The 21,305-nt window shown below is 61.2% G+C and carries 14 protein-coding genes; 1 reads left to right on the top strand and 13 read right to left on the bottom strand.

Annotation, left to right across the window (positions count from 1 at the left end; genetic code table 11):
* The 9 genes from FVW59_RS17870 to FVW59_RS17830 all read right to left on the bottom strand — a co-directional run bounded on the left by FVW59_RS17870 (window position 1) and on the right by FVW59_RS17830 (window position 14,903).
* Window positions 1–2,595: a TonB-dependent receptor gene (locus FVW59_RS17870; RefSeq protein ID WP_187275963.1), complete on the bottom strand. Its 2,595-nt coding sequence runs from the start codon at window positions 2,593–2,595 to the stop codon at window positions 1–3.
* Window positions 2,596–2,778: 183 nt separating this feature from the next.
* Window positions 2,779–4,641 (bottom strand): BCCT family transporter, encoded by a 1,863-nt coding sequence (locus tag FVW59_RS17865; RefSeq protein ID WP_148065744.1) that lies wholly within the window; start codon window positions 4,639–4,641, stop codon window positions 2,779–2,781.
* Between the two features lie 59 nt (window positions 4,642–4,700).
* Window positions 4,701–5,768: a branched-chain amino acid aminotransferase gene (locus FVW59_RS17860; protein WP_148065743.1), complete on the bottom strand. Its 1,068-nt coding sequence runs from the start codon at window positions 5,766–5,768 to the stop codon at window positions 4,701–4,703.
* Between the two features lie 2 nt (window positions 5,769–5,770).
* Window positions 5,771–7,669: a serine hydrolase domain-containing protein gene (locus FVW59_RS17855; RefSeq protein WP_148065742.1), complete on the bottom strand. Its 1,899-nt coding sequence runs from the start codon at window positions 7,667–7,669 to the stop codon at window positions 5,771–5,773.
* Between the two features lie 35 nt (window positions 7,670–7,704).
* A complete protein-coding gene (locus FVW59_RS17850; RefSeq protein WP_246139793.1) occupies window positions 7,705–8,676 on the bottom strand; it encodes a dipeptide epimerase in 972 nt (323 codons plus the stop codon).
* A 2-nt stretch (window positions 8,677–8,678) separates the two neighbouring features.
* Window positions 8,679–9,731: an N-acetyltransferase DgcN family protein gene (locus FVW59_RS17845; protein WP_148065740.1), complete on the bottom strand. Its 1,053-nt coding sequence runs from the start codon at window positions 9,729–9,731 to the stop codon at window positions 8,679–8,681.
* Window positions 9,728–10,774 (bottom strand): hypothetical protein, encoded by a 1,047-nt coding sequence (locus tag FVW59_RS17840; RefSeq protein ID WP_187275962.1) that lies wholly within the window; start codon window positions 10,772–10,774, stop codon window positions 9,728–9,730. Before FVW59_RS17840 ends, FVW59_RS17845 begins: the two co-directional genes overlap by 4 nt.
* A gap of 110 nt (window positions 10,775–10,884) precedes the next feature.
* Entirely contained in the window at window positions 10,885–12,447 is a 1,563-nt protein-coding gene (locus FVW59_RS17835; RefSeq protein WP_148065739.1) for an amidohydrolase family protein, read from the bottom strand.
* A gap of 95 nt (window positions 12,448–12,542) precedes the next feature.
* The gene (locus tag FVW59_RS17830; RefSeq protein WP_148065738.1) at window positions 12,543–14,903 is read right to left on the bottom strand and encodes a TonB-dependent receptor; all 2,361 of its coding nucleotides are present in this window, start codon (window positions 14,901–14,903) and stop codon (window positions 12,543–12,545) included.
* A 278-nt stretch (window positions 14,904–15,181) separates the two neighbouring features.
* Between FVW59_RS17830 and FVW59_RS17825 the strand changes: the two genes are divergently transcribed.
* The gene (locus FVW59_RS17825; RefSeq protein ID WP_148065737.1) at window positions 15,182–15,868 is read left to right on the top strand and encodes a GntR family transcriptional regulator; all 687 of its coding nucleotides are present in this window, start codon (window positions 15,182–15,184) and stop codon (window positions 15,866–15,868) included.
* A gap of 13 nt (window positions 15,869–15,881) precedes the next feature.
* On the opposite strand, the gene FVW59_RS17820 is transcribed toward FVW59_RS17825, so the two are convergent.
* The 4 genes from FVW59_RS17820 to FVW59_RS17805 all read right to left on the bottom strand — a co-directional run bounded on the left by FVW59_RS17820 (window position 15,882) and on the right by FVW59_RS17805 (window position 21,290).
* Window positions 15,882–17,018: a DUF819 family protein gene (locus FVW59_RS17820; protein ID WP_148065736.1), complete on the bottom strand. Its 1,137-nt coding sequence runs from the start codon at window positions 17,016–17,018 to the stop codon at window positions 15,882–15,884.
* Between the two features lie 94 nt (window positions 17,019–17,112).
* Window positions 17,113–19,023, bottom strand: coding sequence for a serine hydrolase domain-containing protein (locus FVW59_RS17815; protein ID WP_148065735.1), 1,911 nt, complete (start codon window positions 19,021–19,023; stop codon window positions 17,113–17,115).
* A gap of 79 nt (window positions 19,024–19,102) precedes the next feature.
* A complete protein-coding gene (locus FVW59_RS17810; protein ID WP_148065734.1) occupies window positions 19,103–20,275 on the bottom strand; it encodes a dipeptidase in 1,173 nt (390 codons plus the stop codon).
* Between the two features lie 43 nt (window positions 20,276–20,318).
* A complete protein-coding gene (locus FVW59_RS17805; protein ID WP_246139792.1) occupies window positions 20,319–21,290 on the bottom strand; it encodes a dipeptide epimerase in 972 nt (323 codons plus the stop codon).
* Window positions 21,291–21,305 lie beyond the last annotated feature (15 nt).

Genomic DNA, 21,305 nt, shown 5'->3' with positions numbered 1-21,305 from the left:
TCAAAAGTTATAGCGGAATTCCAGCCCGTACATGCGCGGCGGCGCCGTCGTGGTCTGGAAGGCGCCGGTGCTGTCACCCACCGCAGCGGCACCGAAGTAATACAGCTCGTCCGTCAGGTTGGTTGCATACACCGCCCCTTCCAGGCGGCCCGACTGCGAGCGCCAGCCCAGGCGGGCATTCAGCAAACCGTAGTCATCGAAAGTGGACTGGTCGAGGTTCTGCCCGGCGCCGGCATCCAGCCCCATGAAAATCTCGTCCACGTAGCTGTAGTCGAGACGCGGCACGAAGGTACCCCAGGACGTATCCCAGGTGTACTGTACGGCCAGGCTGTAGGTCAGCTTGGGCACCTCGGCAAAGGGCTCGGACGAGCGGTCAGTGATGGGCAGCGGCTGCTGGGCAAAGAGCGCCCTGGAACTGAACTGCGGCTCTTCAAAGTCGAGATAGTCGTAGTCGTTGTAGCTACCCGTTGCCATCAGCAGCAGGTTGTCGGTGGGCAACCAGGACCACTCGAGTTCCCCCCCGGTAATCCGCGTACTGGAGGCATTGGTCAGTACCACGCGCGGCGAACCGCCGCTGTCGAGCAGCACCTGCCGTAGTTGCATGTCATCAAAGTCGGTGCGGAACAGGGCGCCGTTCAGGCGCATGCTCGAACCGAAGAAATCGATCTTGAAACCCAGCTCGTAGTTGACCACCGTTTCCGGCTGTACCGTCGCCTGGCCATCGATACCCACCGGCTCGAAGGTGCCCGACTTGAAGCCCTCTGCGTAACCCAGGTACACCATGGCCGACTGCATGCCCAACGCATCCAGCGTCGCCTCCGGCAGGTGGTAGGCGAGACTGAGCATCGGCGTGACTTCTTCCCAGGTTTCGTCGGCATGGTGATCCACCGCCGGTAACAGGGGGTAAATCTGCTGGCCTTCGGCGTCCAGCGGGAAGGCATTGTTGATGGTGGTGAAGATATCCGCCGCCAGCAGGGCATCCAGGTCGGTCACCAGACCAACGCCGGCGGCCTGCAGGGGAATAATGCCGGGTGTACCGGCAATGGCGGCAAAGGCGGTTTCACGGAAGGCCGCCTCGTCCAGCAGCAACTGCGATACCGACTGCTCGCGCTGTTCGCTGGTCCAGCGCAGGCCGGCGGTCAGTTCCAGTTGGTCAGTCAGCTCATAGCTGCCCTGGAAGAAGGCCGCATAGGTGGTGTTCTCCAGTTCGTAGGTCTGCAGTTCGGCGGTGGGTGAGTTGATGAGCATGATGGGCACGGGCGCGAAAATCAGCGACCCCGTGGACCAGCTCACCGAACCATCGGTGCCGTCGTCGATATTCTCTTTCATGGCAAACAGGCCAAAGGTGTAATCGAGACGGTCATCAAAGGCGCTGCCGATAAACTGCAGTTCCTGCGAAAAATGGTCGCGGTCACTCGGGCTGCCACCGGGGCGATAGCGCGTTGAAAAGGGCAGCTCGGTAACGTCGTTGTCAGGGTTGCCGAAGTTGCCGGACTTCTCCTGCTCGCCGAAGCCGGTGATGCTTTTCAGGCTGAGGCTGTCGTTGATCTCCCACTCCACCGTCAGGCCCAGCAGCAGGTTGTCGAGGTTGTATTCGATGCGCTGGTCGGTGGTGGTGCGGTAGTCGTCCTGCAGGGCCTCGGAGCGACGGCAGGCGGCCTCGAAGCTTGGGCTCTGGGCGCTGAAGCCGGGCATCACCGGCGTGTCGTTATCGTTGTAGGCATCTACCGGCACCCGGTCGCCCGGCAGTATGCGGTTGCCGAACAGCGAATCCTCGCCGTTGAAACTGCTGCGCTCAAGCCAGCGGCAATTGGTGGTCGGCTGGATTTCCGCGGTCTCGCCATAGTAGGCCAGGGCATCCACGGTCAGCGTGTCGGCCGGCAGCCAGCGCAGTTGCAGGGCGGCGGAGAGGCGATCCTCCGACGCCGCCTCCTGGCCGGTCACGATGTTGCGCTGATAGCCGTCCCGGCGCACCGAGCCCACCGTGACCTTGGACAGCAACACATCGTCAACCAGCGGGATATTCGCCGAGGCCTTCAGGTCGCGCCGTTCATAGTTGCCCACTCGGGCATCCACGAAGCCACTGAATTCGGTATCTGGCATCTGGGTGGTGACCACCAGCGCCCCCGCGGTGGTGTTCTTGCCGAACAGCGTACCCTGGGGGCCGCGCAGTACCTGGATGCTCTCTACGTCGATCAGGTCCAGTAGCTGGCCGTCCTTGCGCGGAATGTAGAGGCCATCGACATACACCCCGACCGGCGCATCCACACGCGAGCCATCGTCGCGCTGGCCAATGCCGCGAATCCAGATCTGTGCCGCGCTGGACTGGTCAATCTGCACACCCGGCGTCTGGTAGCCCAGGTCCTTCAGGTTGACAATGCCAGCGTCCCGCAACTGGTTGCCGGTAAAGGCGGTCACCGACACCGGTACGTCCTGCATCGCCTCCTGGCGTTTACGGGCGGTGACGATTACTTCTTCAAGCACCTGCGCCTGCACCCCGGCAGTGGGCACCAGCAGGGCGCCACCAACGGCAAGTGACAGAACATTGAGGCCCAGGGCCGGGCGCATCCAGGTACGGTCTCCGAATTTCAACATCGCATCACCTTTTCGCTTATTGTTATATCGCTGGGTCTGTCGATCGAACTCTGACCTCAGTGTACCCGCCCCCATCGCGGTGACTATGGCGAAACCGGCCACCCAAAGGCGGCACGATTTAGCACCACACCGCGGGCAAATTGCCGTGTTGGGGCTTCAATGGCGCCGTCCGCCACACAGTCACTATCCGTCTGACAGTTCCCGCTCTGCCATCGCCAGCTCGAAGTCCTCACGCGCCGCCTGGGCGCGGTGGCTGGCGTCGGATTTGCGTTCGGCGGCCTGGGTGGCCTGCAGCTCCAGGGTTTCGAGCTGGCGCAGTTCCTCTTCTCCCGGTTCACAGTCGCGCAGGCCCTGCTTGTAGTCCAACAGGGCGGATAGCGCCGCGCGCTGCTCCGCCGCGGCCTCCTGGGCCTGGGCCTTGGCCAGGCGGAAGCGCTTGCGGGCCAGGCCTTCCGCCGACCAGGGGTCGATGTCCGGCAACTCGTCCATGTTGAACACCGGCTTGCGATAGGCGGGGTGGTGGAACAGGTCGTAGTTCGCAGCCGTCACCGCCGACGCCGCCAGCATCACCGCGATCACCAGCAGCGGCGCGCCACCGACGATGGCTGCAGTCTGCAGGGTATCCAGCCCGCCCAGGAACAGCAGCGTGGTCGGCAGGATGGACAGGGCAAAGGCCCAGAACAGGCGGTTCCAGCGCAGCGGCTCACCCTCGATATCCGTCTGTACCACCGAGGCCAGGATGTAGGAAATGGAGTCGAAGGTGGTCGCCGTGAAGATCACCGCCAGCAGGGTGAACACCACAATCACCAGGGTGCCGAAGGGCAGGGTCTGCAACATGGCGAAGATGGCCGCCGTGGCTGACTGCTCCTTGAGAATGGCGATCACGTCCAGCTCACCGGTCAGTTGCAGATGCAGGCCGTAGTTGCCAAACACCATGAAGAACAGGAAGCAGCCCATCGAACCAAAGAAAATCGAACCCACCACCATTTGCTTGATGGTGCGCCCGCGGGAGATACGGGCGATGAACAGGCCCATGCTGGGGGCGAACACCAGCCACCAGGCCCAGTAGAAAATGGTCCAGTCCTGGGGGAAGTGGGTATCGGAAAAGTCCGCGAGGCCACCGAAGGGCTCGGCCCAGGTCGCCATCTCGAAGAAATGGGTGAGCATCCGTCCGAGGCTGTCCAGCCCGGTCTCGAACATGAAGTTGGTCGGCCCCACCGCAAAGATAAAGGCCAGCAGTGCCAGGGCGCCCCAGAAGTTGATGTTGGAGAGAATCTTGATGCCCTTGTCCAGCCCGGCATAGGCCGAGTAGGCGAAAATGGAGGTACACACCATCAGCACTACGATCTGGCTGCCCACGGTTTGCTGGATACCGAACAGGGTCGTCAGTCCCTCGTTGATCAAGGGCGCCGCCAGGCCGAGGGTTGTGGCGCCGCCGCCCAGCAGGCCGAAGATAAACAGCACGTCCAGGACCTTGCCCGGCCAGGCCTCGGCGCGGCGCTGGCCGATCACCGGCATCAGGGCGGTGGAAATTTTCAGCACCGGTCTTTTGCGAATGTAGAAAAAGTAGGAAATGGGCAGGGCGGGAATCAGGTAGATCGACCAGGGAATCAGCCCCCAGTGGAAGACACCGTAGGTGGCCGCCCAGCGAATCGCCTCGTGGCTGCCGGGCTCGGCCTGGAAGGGCGGGTCGTTGTAGTAGAAGGCCCATTCGATCGGCGCCCAGTACAGGATACTGGCGCCGATACCACCGCAGAACAGCATCGCCGCCCAGGAGCCGGTGGCGAACTCGGGGCGCTCGTCCGGGTCGCCGAGCTTGATGTTGCCGATTTCGCTGAACACGATGTACAGCATGAAAAACAGGGCGCCGATGCCCAGCAGCAGGTAGAGACCACCCAGTTGGTCTGTCATAAACGCCCTGGCATGGGCGACAGCCTGGGCGCCCTCCTCGGGCCAGACAACCAGCGGCACCGTGACCACAAACAGCAACAGCAGCGCGCCGATGAAGGTGGGGCGATCGATCAGGTGGAGCCCGGGGATTTGCATAGGCCTCTCGCATCTGCAGGGGTTACCCACACAGCGTAGACCATCTGGCAAGTCGGGCTTCAGTCGAGCCGCACAACCCAGCCGAAGGGATCTTCGACGCTGCCGTACTGGATGCCAGAGAGCGTCTCGTAAAGGCGCCGGGCGACCGGCCCGGGCTGGCCGCCGCCGATCACATGCTCGCTGCCGCGGAAGGCGAGCCTGCCAATCGGGGAGATCACCGCCGAGGTGCCGCAGCCGAACACCTCGGTAATCTCGCCGGCATCAATGCCCGCCAGTACCTCGTCGATATCCAGCTGCGCCTCTTCCAGCGAGTGCCCCAGCCGCGGCGCCAGCTGCATCAGGGAGTCGCGGGTGATGCCCGGCAGAATGGAGCCGGTCAGGGCCGGCGTGCGGATGGAACCATCGGCATAGACGAAGCAGATGTTCATGGAACCCACTTCCTCGATGAAGCGGCCCTCGCGCGCATCCAGCCACAGCACCTGCTGGTAGCCCTGGCGCGCTGCGGCATCGCTGGCGTAAAGGCTGGCCGCGTAGTTGCCACCGGTTTTGGCCTCGCCCACGCCCCCCACCACGGCGCGACGACACTGATCCGAGACCAGTACGTCCACCGACTGGAAACCGGCGCCAAAGTAGCCCCCCACGGGGCTGGCGATAATGAAATGCAGGAATTCGGTAGCGGCGCTGAGATCCAGCCTCGGCGCAGTCGCAATCATGGTCGGGCGCAGATACAGCGATGCGCCCGGCGCTGCGGGCACCCAGTGCCGTTCCAGGTCGACGAACTGCTTCAATGCCGCGAGGTGCAGCGCCGCGTCCACCTCGGGCATCACCATGCGCCGCGCCGAGCGATTGAAGCGCGCCACGTTCTGGTCGGGCCGGAACAGGTTGATGCCGCCATCGGCGCGGCGGTAGGCCTTCAGGCCCTCGAAAATTTCCTGGCTGTAGTGCAGCACCGCCGCGGCGGGGTGCAGTGCCAGCGGCTGCAGCGGGCCGATGCGCGCATCGTGCCAGCCGGCCTCTTGCCGGTAGCGCTGGCTGAACATGTGGTCGGTGTAGGTGGCGCCGAATACCAGGGTTTCCGGCAGCTGCCCACGCTCAGGAGCGACATCTATAGCAATTGGCACGGTCATCGTCACGTCATGTAGTTAAAACCGATCAGGTTCCAGTAGAAATAGAACCAGATCGCCAACAGCCCCACCAGCGATACGAGGCTGTGCCGCACTCGGGGCCAGTAGCCGGCAAACAGCCCTTGTCGCCAGACCTGTGCACTCTGGTAAATGTGGAAGAGTGTGATTGGCACCAGCAGCAGGGGAAACACCAGCGCGGCCTTGATGGTCCCCGCGATAGCAAAATAGAAGGTATCCAAGCCACTGCTGAGCCCCAGGCCGACCAACCCAAAGAAGGCCACCGTGCACACCGCAAAGGCCAGCGTGACATATTCCACGCGGCGTTCGTCAGCGGGGCCGCCGCGAATCGCGCGCCACTGGTAGCCGATACGGATAAACGACAGCGCAGCCACCAGCACAATCAGCCCTACCAGCAATAATGTCACGTCGGCCGTCTCATAGAACGGCACACGATACATCTGGAACACGCCGAAGCCGTCCATAACGAAGCCGTCTATGGCGCCATCCGCTGCCTCCTGGAAGGCGATTCGACCACTGCCGTACTGCTCGCGGAACAGCAGTGGCTCCACCTCGATGTAGCGTTTTTCACCGACCAGCAATGTGTTGTCCGGCATCGGTACCACTTTCATGCCGCCCAGGGCGCGCAGGACCGACTCCAGCGTGGAGAAATTGGCGCGGGAGCTGTTGTACACCCCGGCGTAACGGGAAGCTCGCTCGGCGAAGTCCGTCGGCGGCTCGAGCGCGGGTACCGGAACCGGGAAGAACTCGTCGTAGAACGCCTTCACGAACTTCCGGTTGACCGCGCCGCCCTCGGGCCCGCTGAAGGACGAGAACAGCATGAAATCCTCAGAGCTGGACACGCCGAAGTGGGAGAAGAACCGCGAGGTCGCCCCGTCATGACCAAAACTGTTAAATCCTGTGGGGCCATACTGGTACTTGAGAAAGCCAAGGCCAACGCCCCGCACCCGCTCGTCATGGACGAACCCCTGGTCCAGCATTTGCTGCAGTGTCTCCGCCTGGAGAATGCGCCTGCCTTCCAGCTCACCGCCGTTCAGCAGTGCCCGGGCGAAGCGCAGCATAGCCGACGCGCTGACTGCGGCGGCACCGGCAGGACCGAAGTTGGAGATAATCTCGTAGGGCGTTTCCTCGTACTGACCCGCCCTGAAACGGTAAGCACGGGCCATGTAGGGCTCAAGTGATTCTGGCAGGGGTTCGGCGAAGGTGGCGTGCTCCATGCCAAGCACATCGAAAATGTTCGCCTTGACGTAGTCGTTATAGGCCTGGCCGCTGACATTGGCAACAATCAGCCCCGCCAGGGCCGTGCCCCAGTTGGAGTAGGCCACGCGCTTACCCGGAGGGAAAACCCGCTTCGGCTGGTAGTAGGCGAGAGACTCGGCCAGCGGCTTGATCCGCGCGACATCATCCACAATCAGGAAGCCGAGAGCACCGTCTTCAAAGCCCGCAGTATGGGTCATGATATGACGCAACGTCACCGGCTTCCCGGGCCAGGTGTCGGCCACCTCAAAGGTCTTCAGGTAGGTATTCACGTCGACATCAAGATCGAGCCGGCCCTGCTCCACCAACTGCATGACCGCTATCCAGGTGAAAAGCTTGGAGATAGAGCCCGGGCGGAACATGGTCTGCTCGCCGTCCACCGGGATGCCCTGCTCCAGGTTCTGGTGGCCATAGCCCTTGACCAGAATGACCTCTCCCCCCTTCATCACCGCCACCACTCCCGAGGGACTGTGGTGCTCCTGCATGGCAGGCTTTACAGCACCGTCCACAAAGGCCTCGACGATCGCCGGATCAGTGACATCGGAAACAGGCGCCTGAGCGCGCAAGCCGATCGAGCAAAAGGCGAGCAGTACCACGACGGCCAACCTGGAGAAATGTGGGTAGGGCATGGTCAGAGTCCTTGAATCATCGAGTTCTTTGGGCCTCAACCCCACAACCGGGGCACGGGCGCTTCGACCACACCACCCTCGCCATAGGTCAGCCCGTATTCAATATCCCTGGCCAGCAGCAAGGGTCCGTCAATATCGACAAAACGGCAGAACTGGCCAATCACGAAGGCCGGGGCCATCGACAGGGAGGTGCCGGTCATATTGCCCACCATCAGCGCCTTGTTATCCGCCCGGGCGAGCTCGGCCAGGCGCAAGCCCTGGGTGAGGCCTCCGCACTTGTCCAGTTTGATATTGATGACGTCGTAGCGCGGCGCTACCGCGGCATACTCCCCGGCGTGCAGGCAGGATTCGTCTGCGCCCAGGGGCACCGGTGAGCGAAAGCCCTCCAGGCACTCGTCGGCACCGCGGGCCAGAGGCTGTTCGATCATGGCAATACCGAGACGCTGGGCGGCCGGCGTGTACTCGCGAAGCTCGTCAAAGCTCCAGCCCTGGTTGACGTCAATCACCAGTGTCGCATCCGGCCGTGCGGCGCGAATGGCTTCCAGCCGCTCGATAGGCCGGTCGTCGCTGAGCTTGATCTTGAGGTTGGGGTAGCGGCTGTAGGTGCGGGCCAGTTCAGCCATGGCCTCCGGCGTGTCGATACCGATCGTGCAAACGGTGTGCAGGGGCTTCGGGGACATGTCCAGCAATTGCCAGACAGACACACCCGCGCGCTTGGCTTCCAGGTCCCAGAAAGCACAGTCCAGGGCATTCAGCGCGCCTCCAGGGGGGAGCAATTCCTGGACCTCCTCGCGGCAAAGGCCAGACTCTACCGCCTGCCGCACGCTCTCCAGCTGCGCCACCATGCCATCAATCGTGTCGTCGTTGTAATAGACACCGATGCCCTCGCCACGTCCGCAATGCTCTCCATCTTTCAGGGTCACCTGTACCGTATCTGTAGAGTTGAATACATAGCCGGTAATCGAGAATGGCCGCGCCAGGGGGTAATTCCCGCGCTCAATCAACATCTTCACAGTGCCGCTCCTGCTTCTCGCGCGGAAGCGCTGTTCGTTTCCAAGCGCAGTCGCTCAACAATCGCGGCCATGCCGTCAATCAGCGGATCGACACAGGGCAGGCCCAGTTCGCGCTCCAGCTGCTCCAGATAGGGACGCCGCTCGTCGGGCGCCAGCGTTGATGTGTTCACACTCACCCCCACACAGTGGATACCGGGATTGGTGATCGATCCCACAGCGACGGTGCGCTGGATAATTTCGTCTATGGAAGGCAGCGGGTAGTCTTCCCATCCGGAGACCTGGCTACGCCCTGCCTCGTGGCAGACCACGAATGCATCCGGCTGGGACCCGAGCAGAAGTCCTGTAGTGACCGCCGCGTAGCCGGGGTGGGTCAGGGCACCCTGCCCTTCGATAATATCCCAGTGGTCCGGCGCATTATCCGGCGACAACAATTCCGCCGCACCGGATATAAAGTCGGCCACTACCGCATCGATGGGCAATCCCTCACCGGCGATCATGACGCCGGTCTGGCCAGAGGCGCGAAAGCTCGCCGCCATCCCGGCATCGCGCATGGCCGCCTCCAGGGCCAGCGCGGTGTACTTCTTGCCGACCGCGCAATCGGTCCCCATGGTTAGCAGGCGCATGCCGCTGCGTTTTTTACCGGTACCCACCGGCAGGTCCGCGGGGGGGATGCGCACATCCACCAGTCGGACTCCGGAAGCCTTGGCCGCAGTCGCCAGGCGAGCGTTGCTGGCAAGACGCACGTGCAGGCCGGCGACAATGTCGAGTCCTGCCTCGGCCGCCTCCACCAGAGTGCTTTCCCAAGAGGGCTGGATCCCGCCCCCCACCGAGGCCGTGCCCACTACCAGCGAGCGCACACCCTGAGCTTTAGCCTCGGCAACTGTCATGGCAGGCAGGCCAAGATCCACGCCACCGGTTACCAGGCTCAACTGGCCCGCACAAAGTTCCGGGCGCCACTGAGCCAGACCGGCGCCGGTTTTGGCGTATGTCATAGTCGTTACATCACCCAGGAAAATCAGGTAGGGCGGTGTCAGTTCGATTACATTCATGGTTTTGCATTCTCCTCGGCCGCCTGCCCGGCAGCGGAAGCTTGCGGACTCCCGTTACCCCGGCCTGTGATAGTTGAACGGTCAGCGCGACCGATTCGCCAGAGCCCGTAGCTCAGCAGCGGCAGCACCAACACGGCAATAAAGACCAGGGTAAGCGCATTGTAGCCTTGGGCAATCAGGTCAATGATGCCGATCCGGGCGGCGGCAAAGATCGCCACACACAGGAAGGCCAGTGCCACGGCAGGGCGGGCCAGCCTGGGCAGGGACTGTCCCGAGTCAACCAGCCAGCCATCCAGCCGCTCGTTCACCGCGTGCAACAGGGCCGTGCCTGTCTCGATGAAGGTGCCGAAGACGACAACCTGGAACAGCAACTCAAACCACTTCATTCCCAACAGGGTCATCAGGTAATTGGCGGGCACCGCCTGTTCGCCTATGGCGGGGTAGGCGCCCATCATCGCGACGTAAAATCCCATTGCCGGAATAATGGCGACAAGGCCGGCCAGTAGTCCCGCACCCACCGCCTGGCGGCGGCGGGTCTGCCGGGCAACCACAAACAGTACCGCGGGAAGCACAGCGAGGTTGTATCCCGAATACAGGATGCCGCTTTGCAGCCAGCCACTACCGACGTCAGCCTTGGTGTAGGCGGTGACAATGTCGTCCCCAAACTGGTGAAAGGCCAGTACAACCAGCAGGGCGTAAACGAAGTACAGCAGGAAAGACCAGCCAGCCAGCACCTGCTTGATTGTCTCCGAGCCCGTAAAAGTTAGCACGGAGATCGCGACCATCAGCAACAGCGTTCCCGCGAGTGGAGGCGCGCCCAGGTTGTCTGCCAGCATCTCGCCGGCCGCCGAACCAATTACAGACAGAATAAGTAACAGAAGCACGCAAAAGGCCAACTCAAAGAGAACCCAACCCCGGCCCAGCAGGGCCTGGCAGAAGTGCCGGTAGTCATAGGCGCGGAAAACACGTGCAAATTCGAAACCCGCGGCCAGAACCAGGCCGAACACAGCACCAGCAACCAGCAATCCCAGCAGGCCGCCCACCGGCCCGCTTGGCAGGAAGAACTCGATCAGCTCACGCCCTGTAGCGTAGCCGCCACCAATCACTACCGATTGAAAGACAAGACCGGGCAGCAGATAGGTGCGGTACCAGTTCACATTTCACCGCTGGATTGTGAGGGCTGGTCATTGCGAATCGCCTTGCCGGGAAGCACGTCTGTATCCAGTTCGCCGTTCTCGACCAGCACCTGGCCGTTGACGATGACGTAGTTAATTCCACTCGATGTTTGTGCAGGCGCCGTATAGGTCGCATTGTCGGTAACACGGACAGGATCAATGATCACAATATCCGCGTCTGCACCAACCTGAATGCGCCCCTTGCGTTGCATCTGCGGAACTGCAGCTTCAAGCAAGCGCGCAGGACCATAGCTGACTCGCTCAATAGCATCCAGCCAGCTTAGCGTATTACGCTCTACAACATAGTTGCGCAGAAAGCGCGCATAGGTGCCTGCACTGCGAGGGTGGCTCCAGGCTTTTTCTGGTAGTGGCCAGGTGTCGCTTTCCACTGGCTTGCCATCCAGACTCCAGTCGCCGCCGTCTGACGCTATCACTCCGCCGGGAAACAGTACTGACTGATCCAGGAATGCCTGGTCTTCCGGTACCGCGGTATCCAGCAAATGAACCACCACGCCCGTTTCAGGCGCCTCACTCTGCAAGCGTTCGAATTCTGCTTCCTCCAGGCGAGCCCCATTCACATCGAAATTGTGTGCGGTGATACCGCCAATTTTTTCCTGCCAGTTTTCTTGCCTGAACATGGCAGCACCGATATGGGTTGAACCTGCACCGTAGGGATAAGCCTCTGTCGAAAGACGCACCCCCTGATCCCTGGCCGAGGAGATCATTCGCCCGATGGGACCAATATCCCGCAGGCTGATGGAGTTCAGATGGACGATGTGAGCGTGCGCCCCGGTGCCGGCGGCAGCGGCGACGATTTCCGCCATTGCTTCGAAGGAACTATCGGGTTCCAGCATGGAAAGATAACGGGCATGCGTAAAAGTAGGCACCTCGTTCCGGGCTGCCAGATCCGTCAGATGAAAGTATTCCTTACGACCCACATCCGGCGCATAGCCCAGCAGAAAGCCAATACCCAGCCCCCCCTGATCCAGCCCCTGTTGCACGCGAGTCATTATTTCGTCGAGTTGGCTATCGCTGGTCAGTTTTGCCTGCCACTCCGCCCCCGCGAACTGCTCAGTCAACCAGTCATCATCCCCTTCTGGCCCGGACCCAAGCAGCGCGTCTACGCGTGCAAACGCCCAGTTTACTGAAGCTCCATAGTTAATGGGGCGCCCTTCCTTCGCCAACTCGGCGTACCAGCGATTGACCGGCCAAACACCGGCCTCAAGTTCCAGAGCCGTGGTGACACCATCCAGCGCCTGCACGCGACCACTCAGGATGTTCTGGCCGTGGGCATGCATATCAATGAAGCCCGGACTCACTAGCTTCCCTTGCGCGTCGATGACTCTTGAGGCAGACATATCGTCGGCAGTGACGGAAACAATCCGGCTTCCTCGAATTCCAACGTTGAGGACTGCGTCAGTTCGCGACTCGGGATCGATAACCCGGCCGTTAATGATCACCAGGTCCAGGTCGCTGCCCATGGACTTGCCACAAGCCCCTACAAGCAGGACCGCAACCAGAAAACGCGCGATTAAAACCATAAATCAGACACCATTCGCAGTGATTTTTCTGGACTGTGGAAACGTAAATGGCAACCTCCGGGCGCATCGCCCGGAGGTTGCCCCGGGTACCTTACCTAGAAGTCGACTCTGAAGCTTACTCCGAACGCTCGCGGGCGGTTAATGGCCAGAGAGTTGAGAGGCGCATCAAGTGCAACGCCATTCTCATCGCGCGAAGCGGACACAGCTGCAGGACCTTTTGCAACCGCTTCTATGTCATTCAGCGCGTTCGAAACGTAGGCCATGACGGAATAGCCGTCCTTTTCAAACCCGAGGCGCAAGTTCAGGTTTTCAATCGAATCAAGTTCTGTTGAAGGAAAGTTCTGGTTGCTTGAATACCGGCTGCCAATGTACTGGTAGGCACCTGAGGACTTGAGATTCCAGCCGCTGTCGCCAATGGCCATAATGTAGGTATAGCCTGTCGCAAATGACAGCTTCGGTGCGTTGACGGCGCGATCGCCCTTTTCAATGTCTACGCCCAGGCCAGTAATACTGAAATCGCCCTCAAACTCCGTATCCATCGCGGTCGCGTTGAAGAACGTGGTCAGGTTGCTGTTCCAGACATACTGAGTTTCCAGCTCAACACCGATGAGTCGCTGGTCTGGCCCGTTTGTGACACTGGTCGCAGGCGATTGAATAGTGATCTGGGTGTCTTTGAACTCAGTGTGAAACGCGCTCATGTTGACCAGCAGATTACCTTCCAGCCACGTTGACTTGAAGCCTGCGTCAATGGTCACCACGCTGTCGTCATCATAGAAGAGCTCATTGGCAAAGTTCTGCGCGAAGTTGGGGTCGTTCTCGTCACCCGCCGCGGCAAGCGCCGCAATGGCCTGCCCGACACCGCCGTTGCGAATGCCCTTTGCGACGTTCGCGTACAGCAGCATATTGTCCTGGACATCGAACTCCACCCCTACGTGGGGCAAATACTCATTGAGCTCGAACTCATAGGGCCCCGGTACACCGGCGATGTCCAGCACTTCGGCCGGATAGACGAATCCGATAGGGTTATCTTCGGTCCAGGGGCCATTGGACGGAATAAAATTAATGGTTTCATTAAAGACAATTTCGGAGGTGTAGGTGTCATCCACGTAGCGCACGCCACCGATCAACCGGAGCGCTTCAGTTAGCTCGTAGGTAGCCTCTACAAAAACAGAGAACTGTTCCGACTCATTGGCACTTGTCGAGGTGAAAATGTTCGACGTTGTGGGTTCAGTCACGGCAGCAATACCGGGAGACACCAGGGACTCATCAAGCAGCACGTCCCGATCCCGGTAATACAACCCCGAGGTGAAATTCAGAGGACCGTCGAAATTGGAGACGAGCCGGAACTCCTGCGAAAACATTTCACTTTCGTTGGTAATCGAGGTAAACGTGGTTGTATCGACCGTCGGGAAGAACGGCGCCAACCCCAGGGTATTTCCCACGCTCAGCGAATCAGCCACGATGTCACGGGTGTAGTACCCGGTGATGGAGGTTAGTTCAAATTGATCCCAGTTGTAGGTCAGCCTGCCGGAGAAGAGATCAAAGTCATCCTGCCCCTCGCCAATAAAATCGGGGAAACTGCCATCCGCGAAGCCTGCCAGCCCGTAGATCGCGTCTTCAGGATCTGTACCGACCTGAATTTGTGAATCCAGTTCATACTCGTCCCTTGCAACAAACGCTGACAGCCTGACTTCCAGGTTATCGGTTGGACGAGCCAGTACGACAGCGCGGCCGCCATAGCTTTCAAAACCATTGGCCTCTTCTTCGTCAGCCAGGCGGTTGTATATGAAACCGTCATCCTCAGTGCCGTAAGCAGACAGTCGTACGGCGAGTTTGTCTGGATTGAGAACAAAATTTGTCGCGCCGTCTATTCGCTTGGCATAGCCGCCGCCATCGATGGATTCCATCGAAGCATGCACCGTGCCAGTGACGTTTTCGCTGGCTAGATCGGGATCTGCCGTGAAGTAGCGTATTACACCGCCCACCGCACCTTCACCAAACAAGGTGGGCTGAGCACCCCGGATAATCTCGACACGATCAAGATCGACAACACCGAAATCACGCTGGCCTGTTGTCGCAGTCACGGAAACATCGTCGACATAGAAACTGATCACGTTACTCGATGCGTAGAATGCGCTCAGATCATTGGCAATACCGCGTATTTGCACGTTATTGCTGTTTTGCTGGGTTCGTACGTTAGAGATACCGACGACATTCTGAATGAGGTCGTCAAAGTTTTTGACTCCAAGGTTCTCAATCGAGTCAGCCGTAACCCCGGACACTGCAACACCGATGTCCTGCACCGTTTCCTCGCGGAACCGTGAGGTAACAACGACTTCCTCAATGGCATTTGAAGCCGATTCCCCCGAGCTGTCCGTGGACTGCGCAGAGGCTGGAATAGCTGTTGCCAATACAATCGGCCCCAGCAGGAGCGATGACCTGGAACGATGCTGCATGTGACTCTCCCCAAATTAAGGCTGCTCTAATAAGCATTATGGCTGTTTTGCCTGCGTGAACTTGATCATTCATTGACCAAATATAGCAGTTATAGCACCGATTATTGCATTTTAGAACAGCTGAAATTAAATATTTTTTACTTTAACGCAGCTATAATGGCGGGCATCTGGAGTATTGGGGCGATAACTCCATTGCGCGCCGGAGGCGGGTATAGTGTCAGCACGCAATGCGGACCAATAGCCCGGCTCCGCGGCTGATAACTGACCAGGGGGTGCCAATGCGCAGGCAGACATACAAAAAAGCAGAAGGTGATGACGCCTACAGCGCCATCATGGATGCGATCGTCACACAACAGCTGGCGCCGAGCCAAAAGGTGTCGGAGAACATTCTCAGTGACATGTTTGGCATCAGCCGCACCGTGGCCCGCAACCTCATCGAGCGCCTGATTGCCCAGCACTTCCTCGTTTCCATCTCGCCCAGGGTGACCCAGGTTGCACCGCTGACAGCACTGGAGATCAAACAGAACTTCGCCCTGCGCAAGGTATTCCTGCCCTCGATCTGGACCCAGGCCGCCGCCTATGTGGACTACGACGAACTGGACCGCCGCAATGCCGAGATCGAGGCCATGCACCCCATCGACAGCGACGACACCGCCCTCAACATCCTCAAGAAAAATAAAGAACTGAACATGATGGTGTGCGAGAAAACCGGCTACCCGCTGATGCTGGACTGGGCCGGACAGCTGGAAGACACCGCCATGCGCATCTACTGGCTGTACATCAAGGCCAACGACTCATCACCCTATTCCAGCGCCCAGCAGGGCATGATATTCGACATCATGCGCGGCTATGAACCGGCGCGCATCAAGATGGCGGTGCACGACACCCTGAGCCAGATTGAAGACCGGGTCCTCAATACGATCTTCTCGAGCAAACAGTTCTACACCCGCGACCTGAAAGTCTGACCCCGCGCCGGGGTCAGCCCAGCGCCCTGGTCAAGGCTATGCCGATAAAGGTCGCAATCGCGTAGCCCAGCAGCCCCACCAGCATCCCCGGCGACACCAGGCCGCGCCAGCCGCGACTGGCGGCGAGCGCCGCGGCCGGCGCCGGACCCAGGATGCAGGCGTTGGAGGCGATCATCACATCCGCCAGGTCGAGGCGCAGGACACTCCCCACCGCCAGCAGCAACAGCAGGTGAACCACCACCACCACCCCGATAAACCACAGCATGGGCAGGGCGGTCTCTATCACCAGCGCAATGTCGGCGCCGGCGCCGATGGCGGCAAAGAAGATGTACATGAACAGCGTGCCCAGTTCGAAGTCGTACTGCACATGGCGCACAATGCGGCCACCGGCGTTGGCCACCACCAGCGCCAGCAGCGTCAGCACCAGGATGAACAGACTGTCGGCTTCGAGCACCGCGGCCACGCCCTGGGCGATGGCGCATAACAACAGGCTCAGGGCCATCCCCAGGCTGATGCGGTGTAGTTGCAGGGGCTCGCCGGGTGCTTCCTCCTGCGGCGTTACAGTTGCATCCGCAGCCGCGCCGCTGGCCAGGTAGCGCGACGGCATGGCCCGGCGCACCCACGCCAGGGCCGGCAGGCTCATCAGGGCCATCAGGAAAAACACCGCGCCCACCGCATCCGCCGACATGGCGACACTGTAGAGCGAGGGATCTTCCAGGCCCACCGCTTTTGCAGTAGCGACGAAGTTGAGGGAACCACCGATATAGCTGGCCACCAGCGTACCCGCCACCTGCGGCCCGATCTCCCCGAGGTCGACCAGGTAGAACGCCGCCACCCCGCCCGCCACGGTAAACACCACCGCCAGCAGGAAGGCCAGCAGCAAGGGGCCCCCATCGCGAACCACGCGGCGGATATCGGCACGCAACATCAACAGGGGAATGGCCAGCGGCACCAGCAGGCCGCCAACCGTGTCGTACAGGCCACTGGCGTGGGGAATGACCCCGACGTTGGCGAGCGCCATGCTGAGGAACAGCACGATCAGCGGGCCGCCCACGTTCAGGCCGATACGGGTGCGCTCGGCCCAGAAGCTGAAGGCAACGCAGGCCAGCAGCACAGCGCCGAGGGTGAAGGTATCCGCGGCGTCTATCATGTGTCCTGTCGCACTCCGCGCTGGCTACGCCACCCGTTGCTAGGCCAGCCGGCCGGCAACACCGCGGTGCCTGCCGGCCGCAACCCCGTGGTGATCATACGAGGTAGTTGAAGCCCAGCAGGTTCCAGAAGTAGTAGAACCACAGGCCGAGCAGTGCCACCAGCGTCACGATGCTGTAGCGAATGCGCGGCCACAGCCCCTGGAACAGGCCCTCGCGCCAGACCTGCACGCACTGGTAAAAGTGATACAGCACGACCGGCACCAGCAGCAGCGGGAATACCAGGGAGAACTTGAGTGACGCCGGCAGAGCATAGAAGAGGCCTTCCAACCCGCCGCTGACCGCAACACCCACCAGGCCGTAGAAACCCAGCGTCAACAGGGCAAACGCCAGCGAGGTGTACTCGGCCCGCTGCTCGGCACTGCCAGCTACGCGAACCTCGCGCCGTTGATAGGCCAGTCGCAACACCACCAGCACCGAGACCAGCAGGGACAGGCCGATCAACAGCAGGGTGAAATCCGCCGACTCATAGAAGGGAACACGGTAGAACTGGAATACGCCGAGGCCGTCCATCACGAAACCTTCGATGGTGCCATCCTCGGCCTGCTGGAAGGCAATGCGCTCGGTGCCGTACTGGGCGCGGAACAGGTTGCGTTCTTCTTCCACGTAGCGCGTGTCGCCTACCAGCAGGGTGTTGTCCGGCATGGGCACCACCTTCATGCCGCCCAGTGGGCGCATGATGGCTTCGATCTTGGTGAAGCTGCCCCGGGAACTGTTGTAGATGCCGGCAAAGCCCGCGGCCCGCTCAGCGAAGTCTGCCGGGGGTTCGAGCTTCGGCGCCGGCCGGGGGAAGAACTCGTCGTAGAAAGCCTTCACAAAGTGCTGGTGCACCGCGCCGCCGTTGGGGCCGCTGAAGGAAGAGAACAACATGAAGTCTTCCGACTTCGACAGGCCGAAGTGGGAGTTGAAGCGGGTGGTAGAGCCATCGTGGCCGTAGTTGTCAAAACCCTCCGGACCGTACTCCCGCTTGAGAAAGCCCAGGCCGACGCCGCGCACCCGGTCGTCGTGCACAAAGCCTTCATCCAGCATCTGCTGCAGGGTTTGCGGCTTGAGGATGCGCCGTCCTTCCCAGGCGCCATCGTGCAGCAGGGCGCGGGCGAAGAAGGTCATGTCGCGGGCGCTCACCGCGGCGGCACCGGCGGGACCGAAGTTGGCCACGATCTCGTAGGGCGTCTCGACGTACTCGCCTGCTTCAAACAGGTAGGCCTTGGCCATAAAGGGCTCAAGACTCGCCGGCAGCGGTTCCACAAAGGTGGAGTGCGTCATGCCCAGCACATCGAAGATGTGGGTCTGCACATAGTCGTTGAAGGACAGACCGCTGACATTGGCCACAATATGGCCCGCCAGGGTGGTCGCCCAGTTGGAATAGGCCACGCGCTCGCCGGGGGCGGTGACGCGGGCGGGCTGGTAATGGGCCAGCGCTTCCGCCAGCGGCATGATCCGCTCAGGGTCATCGATAATCAGGTAGCCCACCGCGCCGTCTTCAAAACCAGCGGTATGGGTCAGCACGTGGCGCAGGGTCACCGGCTGGCCGGGGTAGGTATCTTCCACCTGGAAGGTCTCGAGGTAGGTATTCACATCCACATCGAGGTCGAGCTTGCCCTGCTCCACCTGCTGCATGACGGCAATCCAGGTGAACAGCTTGGAAATCGAGCCGGGGCGGAACATGCTTTCGCTGGCATCGACGGGAATGCGCTTCTCCACATCGATATAGCCGTAGCCCTTCTCCAGGATAACTTTGCCGTCCTTCATCACCGCCACCACACCGGAGGGACTGTGATGCTTTTCCATGGTCGGGATCACCGCGCCGTCGACGAAGGCCTCGACCACGGCCGGGTCTGTCACATCCGGCACACTCGCAAACACCTGCCCCACAGCGCTGGCGCACAGCACCGCCGCAGCGGCCACCCGGCGCACACTGCGGCACCAAAAACCTGCTTCAGTCATCGCTAACCTGTCTCCCTTATGTATTGCACTGCGGAACCGGGTCCGGCGCTATCGCCCGGCCCTGATTCAGCGTGTGTTGTTATGCTTTCCAGATGGTGCCCAGCGCGCGGGCGAAGTTGCCGCCCAGCACACCGCGGATGTCATCGTCGGAAAATTTGCGCTTGATCAGGCCCTCGGCGAGATCGTAGATCCGGCGCGGATGGTCGTAACCATCGACGTCCAGCTTCTGGCGGAAGGCATAGCTGGCCGAATAACCACTCTTCAGCGCCTGCTGGGCGTCTTCCGGCATATCGTCGTAGCCGTGCATGTCCTGGTCGGAGCCGACACCCACATGCTCCACGCCCACCAGGTCGGCCACGTAACGGATGTGATCGATGTACTGCTCGATGGTGGTCGGCTCTTTGTCACTCACAAACTGGCGCACCGCGGTAATGCCCATCACCCCGCCGCTGCGGGCCATGGCCCTGATCGCCTCGTCGGATTTACAGCGCACGTGGCCGCCGGCCAGGGCGCGCACATTGGAGTGGGTAATCAGGACCGGCTTGCTCGATACCTCAAAGGCGTCGAGGGTGGTCTGGTCGCCGCAGTGGGACACGTCCACCGCCATGCCAAGTTCGTTCATCCGTTCGACCACCGCCGCGCCGAGGGAGCTGACGCCACCGTCCACCCGGTCGGTAGCCCCGCTGCCCAGCAGGTTCTGGCGGTTATAGGTGAGCTGGCTGACGCGCTGACCCAGGTGGTAGTACACGTCCACGTCGTCGGGCTCGCGGAAATGGTCGGAGTTCTGCACACCGAGGATGATGCCGACACTGCGACCTTTCTCGAGCCGCTCCATGTCGGCCAGGGTATCGATGCGCACGATCTGCCCGGGGCGCTCCGCCACCAGCGCGTTCATGCGCCCGATAAAGGCCATGACTTCGTCGCCACCCAGCCCCACCGCCGGGTTGAACACATCCACACCGGACTCCAGCACCAGCGCCATCTGCTCATCGGGAATGGCAAAGCCGTCCTTGCGCTTGGGCTCTGCCGACATCAGGGCCTGCACCATCGGCCCGTAGGCGTAGGGCGCAGACAGCATGTCGAACACACGGGTGGAGGTCACCAGGTCCACGGCGCGGCGGCTGTAGCGTTTGTCGCTGGCCGCGAACACCTTGAAACTGCCGAGGTTGATCATCGGCGCCGCCACGGCGGCTGTACCGATTCCCTTCAAAAAACGTCGACGGTTCCACGCCGCCTGGCTGCCTGCGGTCATCTTTATCTCCGGTTATCCTGTCGCTTCGCTTTGACGCGGGGCTTCAGCCCCACAGTGCCGGTGACGGAACGGCCACTACGCCGCCCTCGCCGTAGTCCAGTCCGTTTTCGATATCGCGGCTCAGGAACAGTGCACCGTCGATGTCGACAAACTGGCAGAACTGCCCGATCACGAAGGCCGGCGCCATGGACAGGGAAGACCCTGTCATATTGCCCACCATCAGTGTTTTGCCATCCCGCTGGGCGAGCTTGGCCAGTTCCAGGCCCTGGGTCAGGCCGCCGCATTTGTCGAGCTTGATGTTGATCACCGAGTAATAGCGCGCCACCCGCTCGTAGTCTTCGGCGTGCAGGCAGGATTCATCGGCACCCAGCGGCACCGGTGACACGTAGCCCTCCAGCGCCTCGTCATCGCCGCGCTTGAGCGGTTGCTCGATCATCGCGATACCCAGGCGCTGGGTCGCGGGGGCGTACTCGCGCAGTTCCTCGATGGACCAGCCCTGGTTCACGTCGATCACCAGTGCCGCGTCCGGTCGCGCCGCGCGGATGGCTTCCAGGCGCTCGATAGGGGCGTCTTCGCTGAGCTTGATTTTGAGGTTGGGGTAGCGGCTGTGCTGGCGGGCGAGATCCGCCATCACCTCGGGCGTGTCGATGCCGATGGTGCAAACCGTGGTCAGCGGCTTCGGCTGCATGTTCAGCAACTGCCACACAGAGGTGCCGCCGCGCTTGGCTTCCAGATCCCACAGCGCGCAGTCGAGGGCGTTCAGCGCGCCCCCGGCCGGCAGCAAGTCGCGCACGTCCTGGCGGCCAGCACCGCTTTCCACGGCGCTCACCACACTTTCCAGTTGCTCCGCCATGCTCTGCTGGTTTTCACCTTGGTAGTAAACACCCATCCCTTCGCCGCGGCCGCTGTACTCGCCATCACTCAGGCGCACCTGCACGGTGTTGGCGGCTTCAAAGCGATAACCGGTGATGGCAAAGGGGCGTACCAGCGGGTAGCTCACCTGCTCGACTTGCATTTTCACGCTGCTTCT

The sequence above is a fragment of the Parahaliea aestuarii genome (assembly GCF_008064635.1).
Classification (GTDB): domain Bacteria; phylum Pseudomonadota; class Gammaproteobacteria; order Pseudomonadales; family Halieaceae; genus Parahaliea; species Parahaliea aestuarii.
The sequence above is the reverse complement of the archived record's forward strand: the minus strand, read 5'-3'. Positions and strand labels throughout refer to the sequence as shown.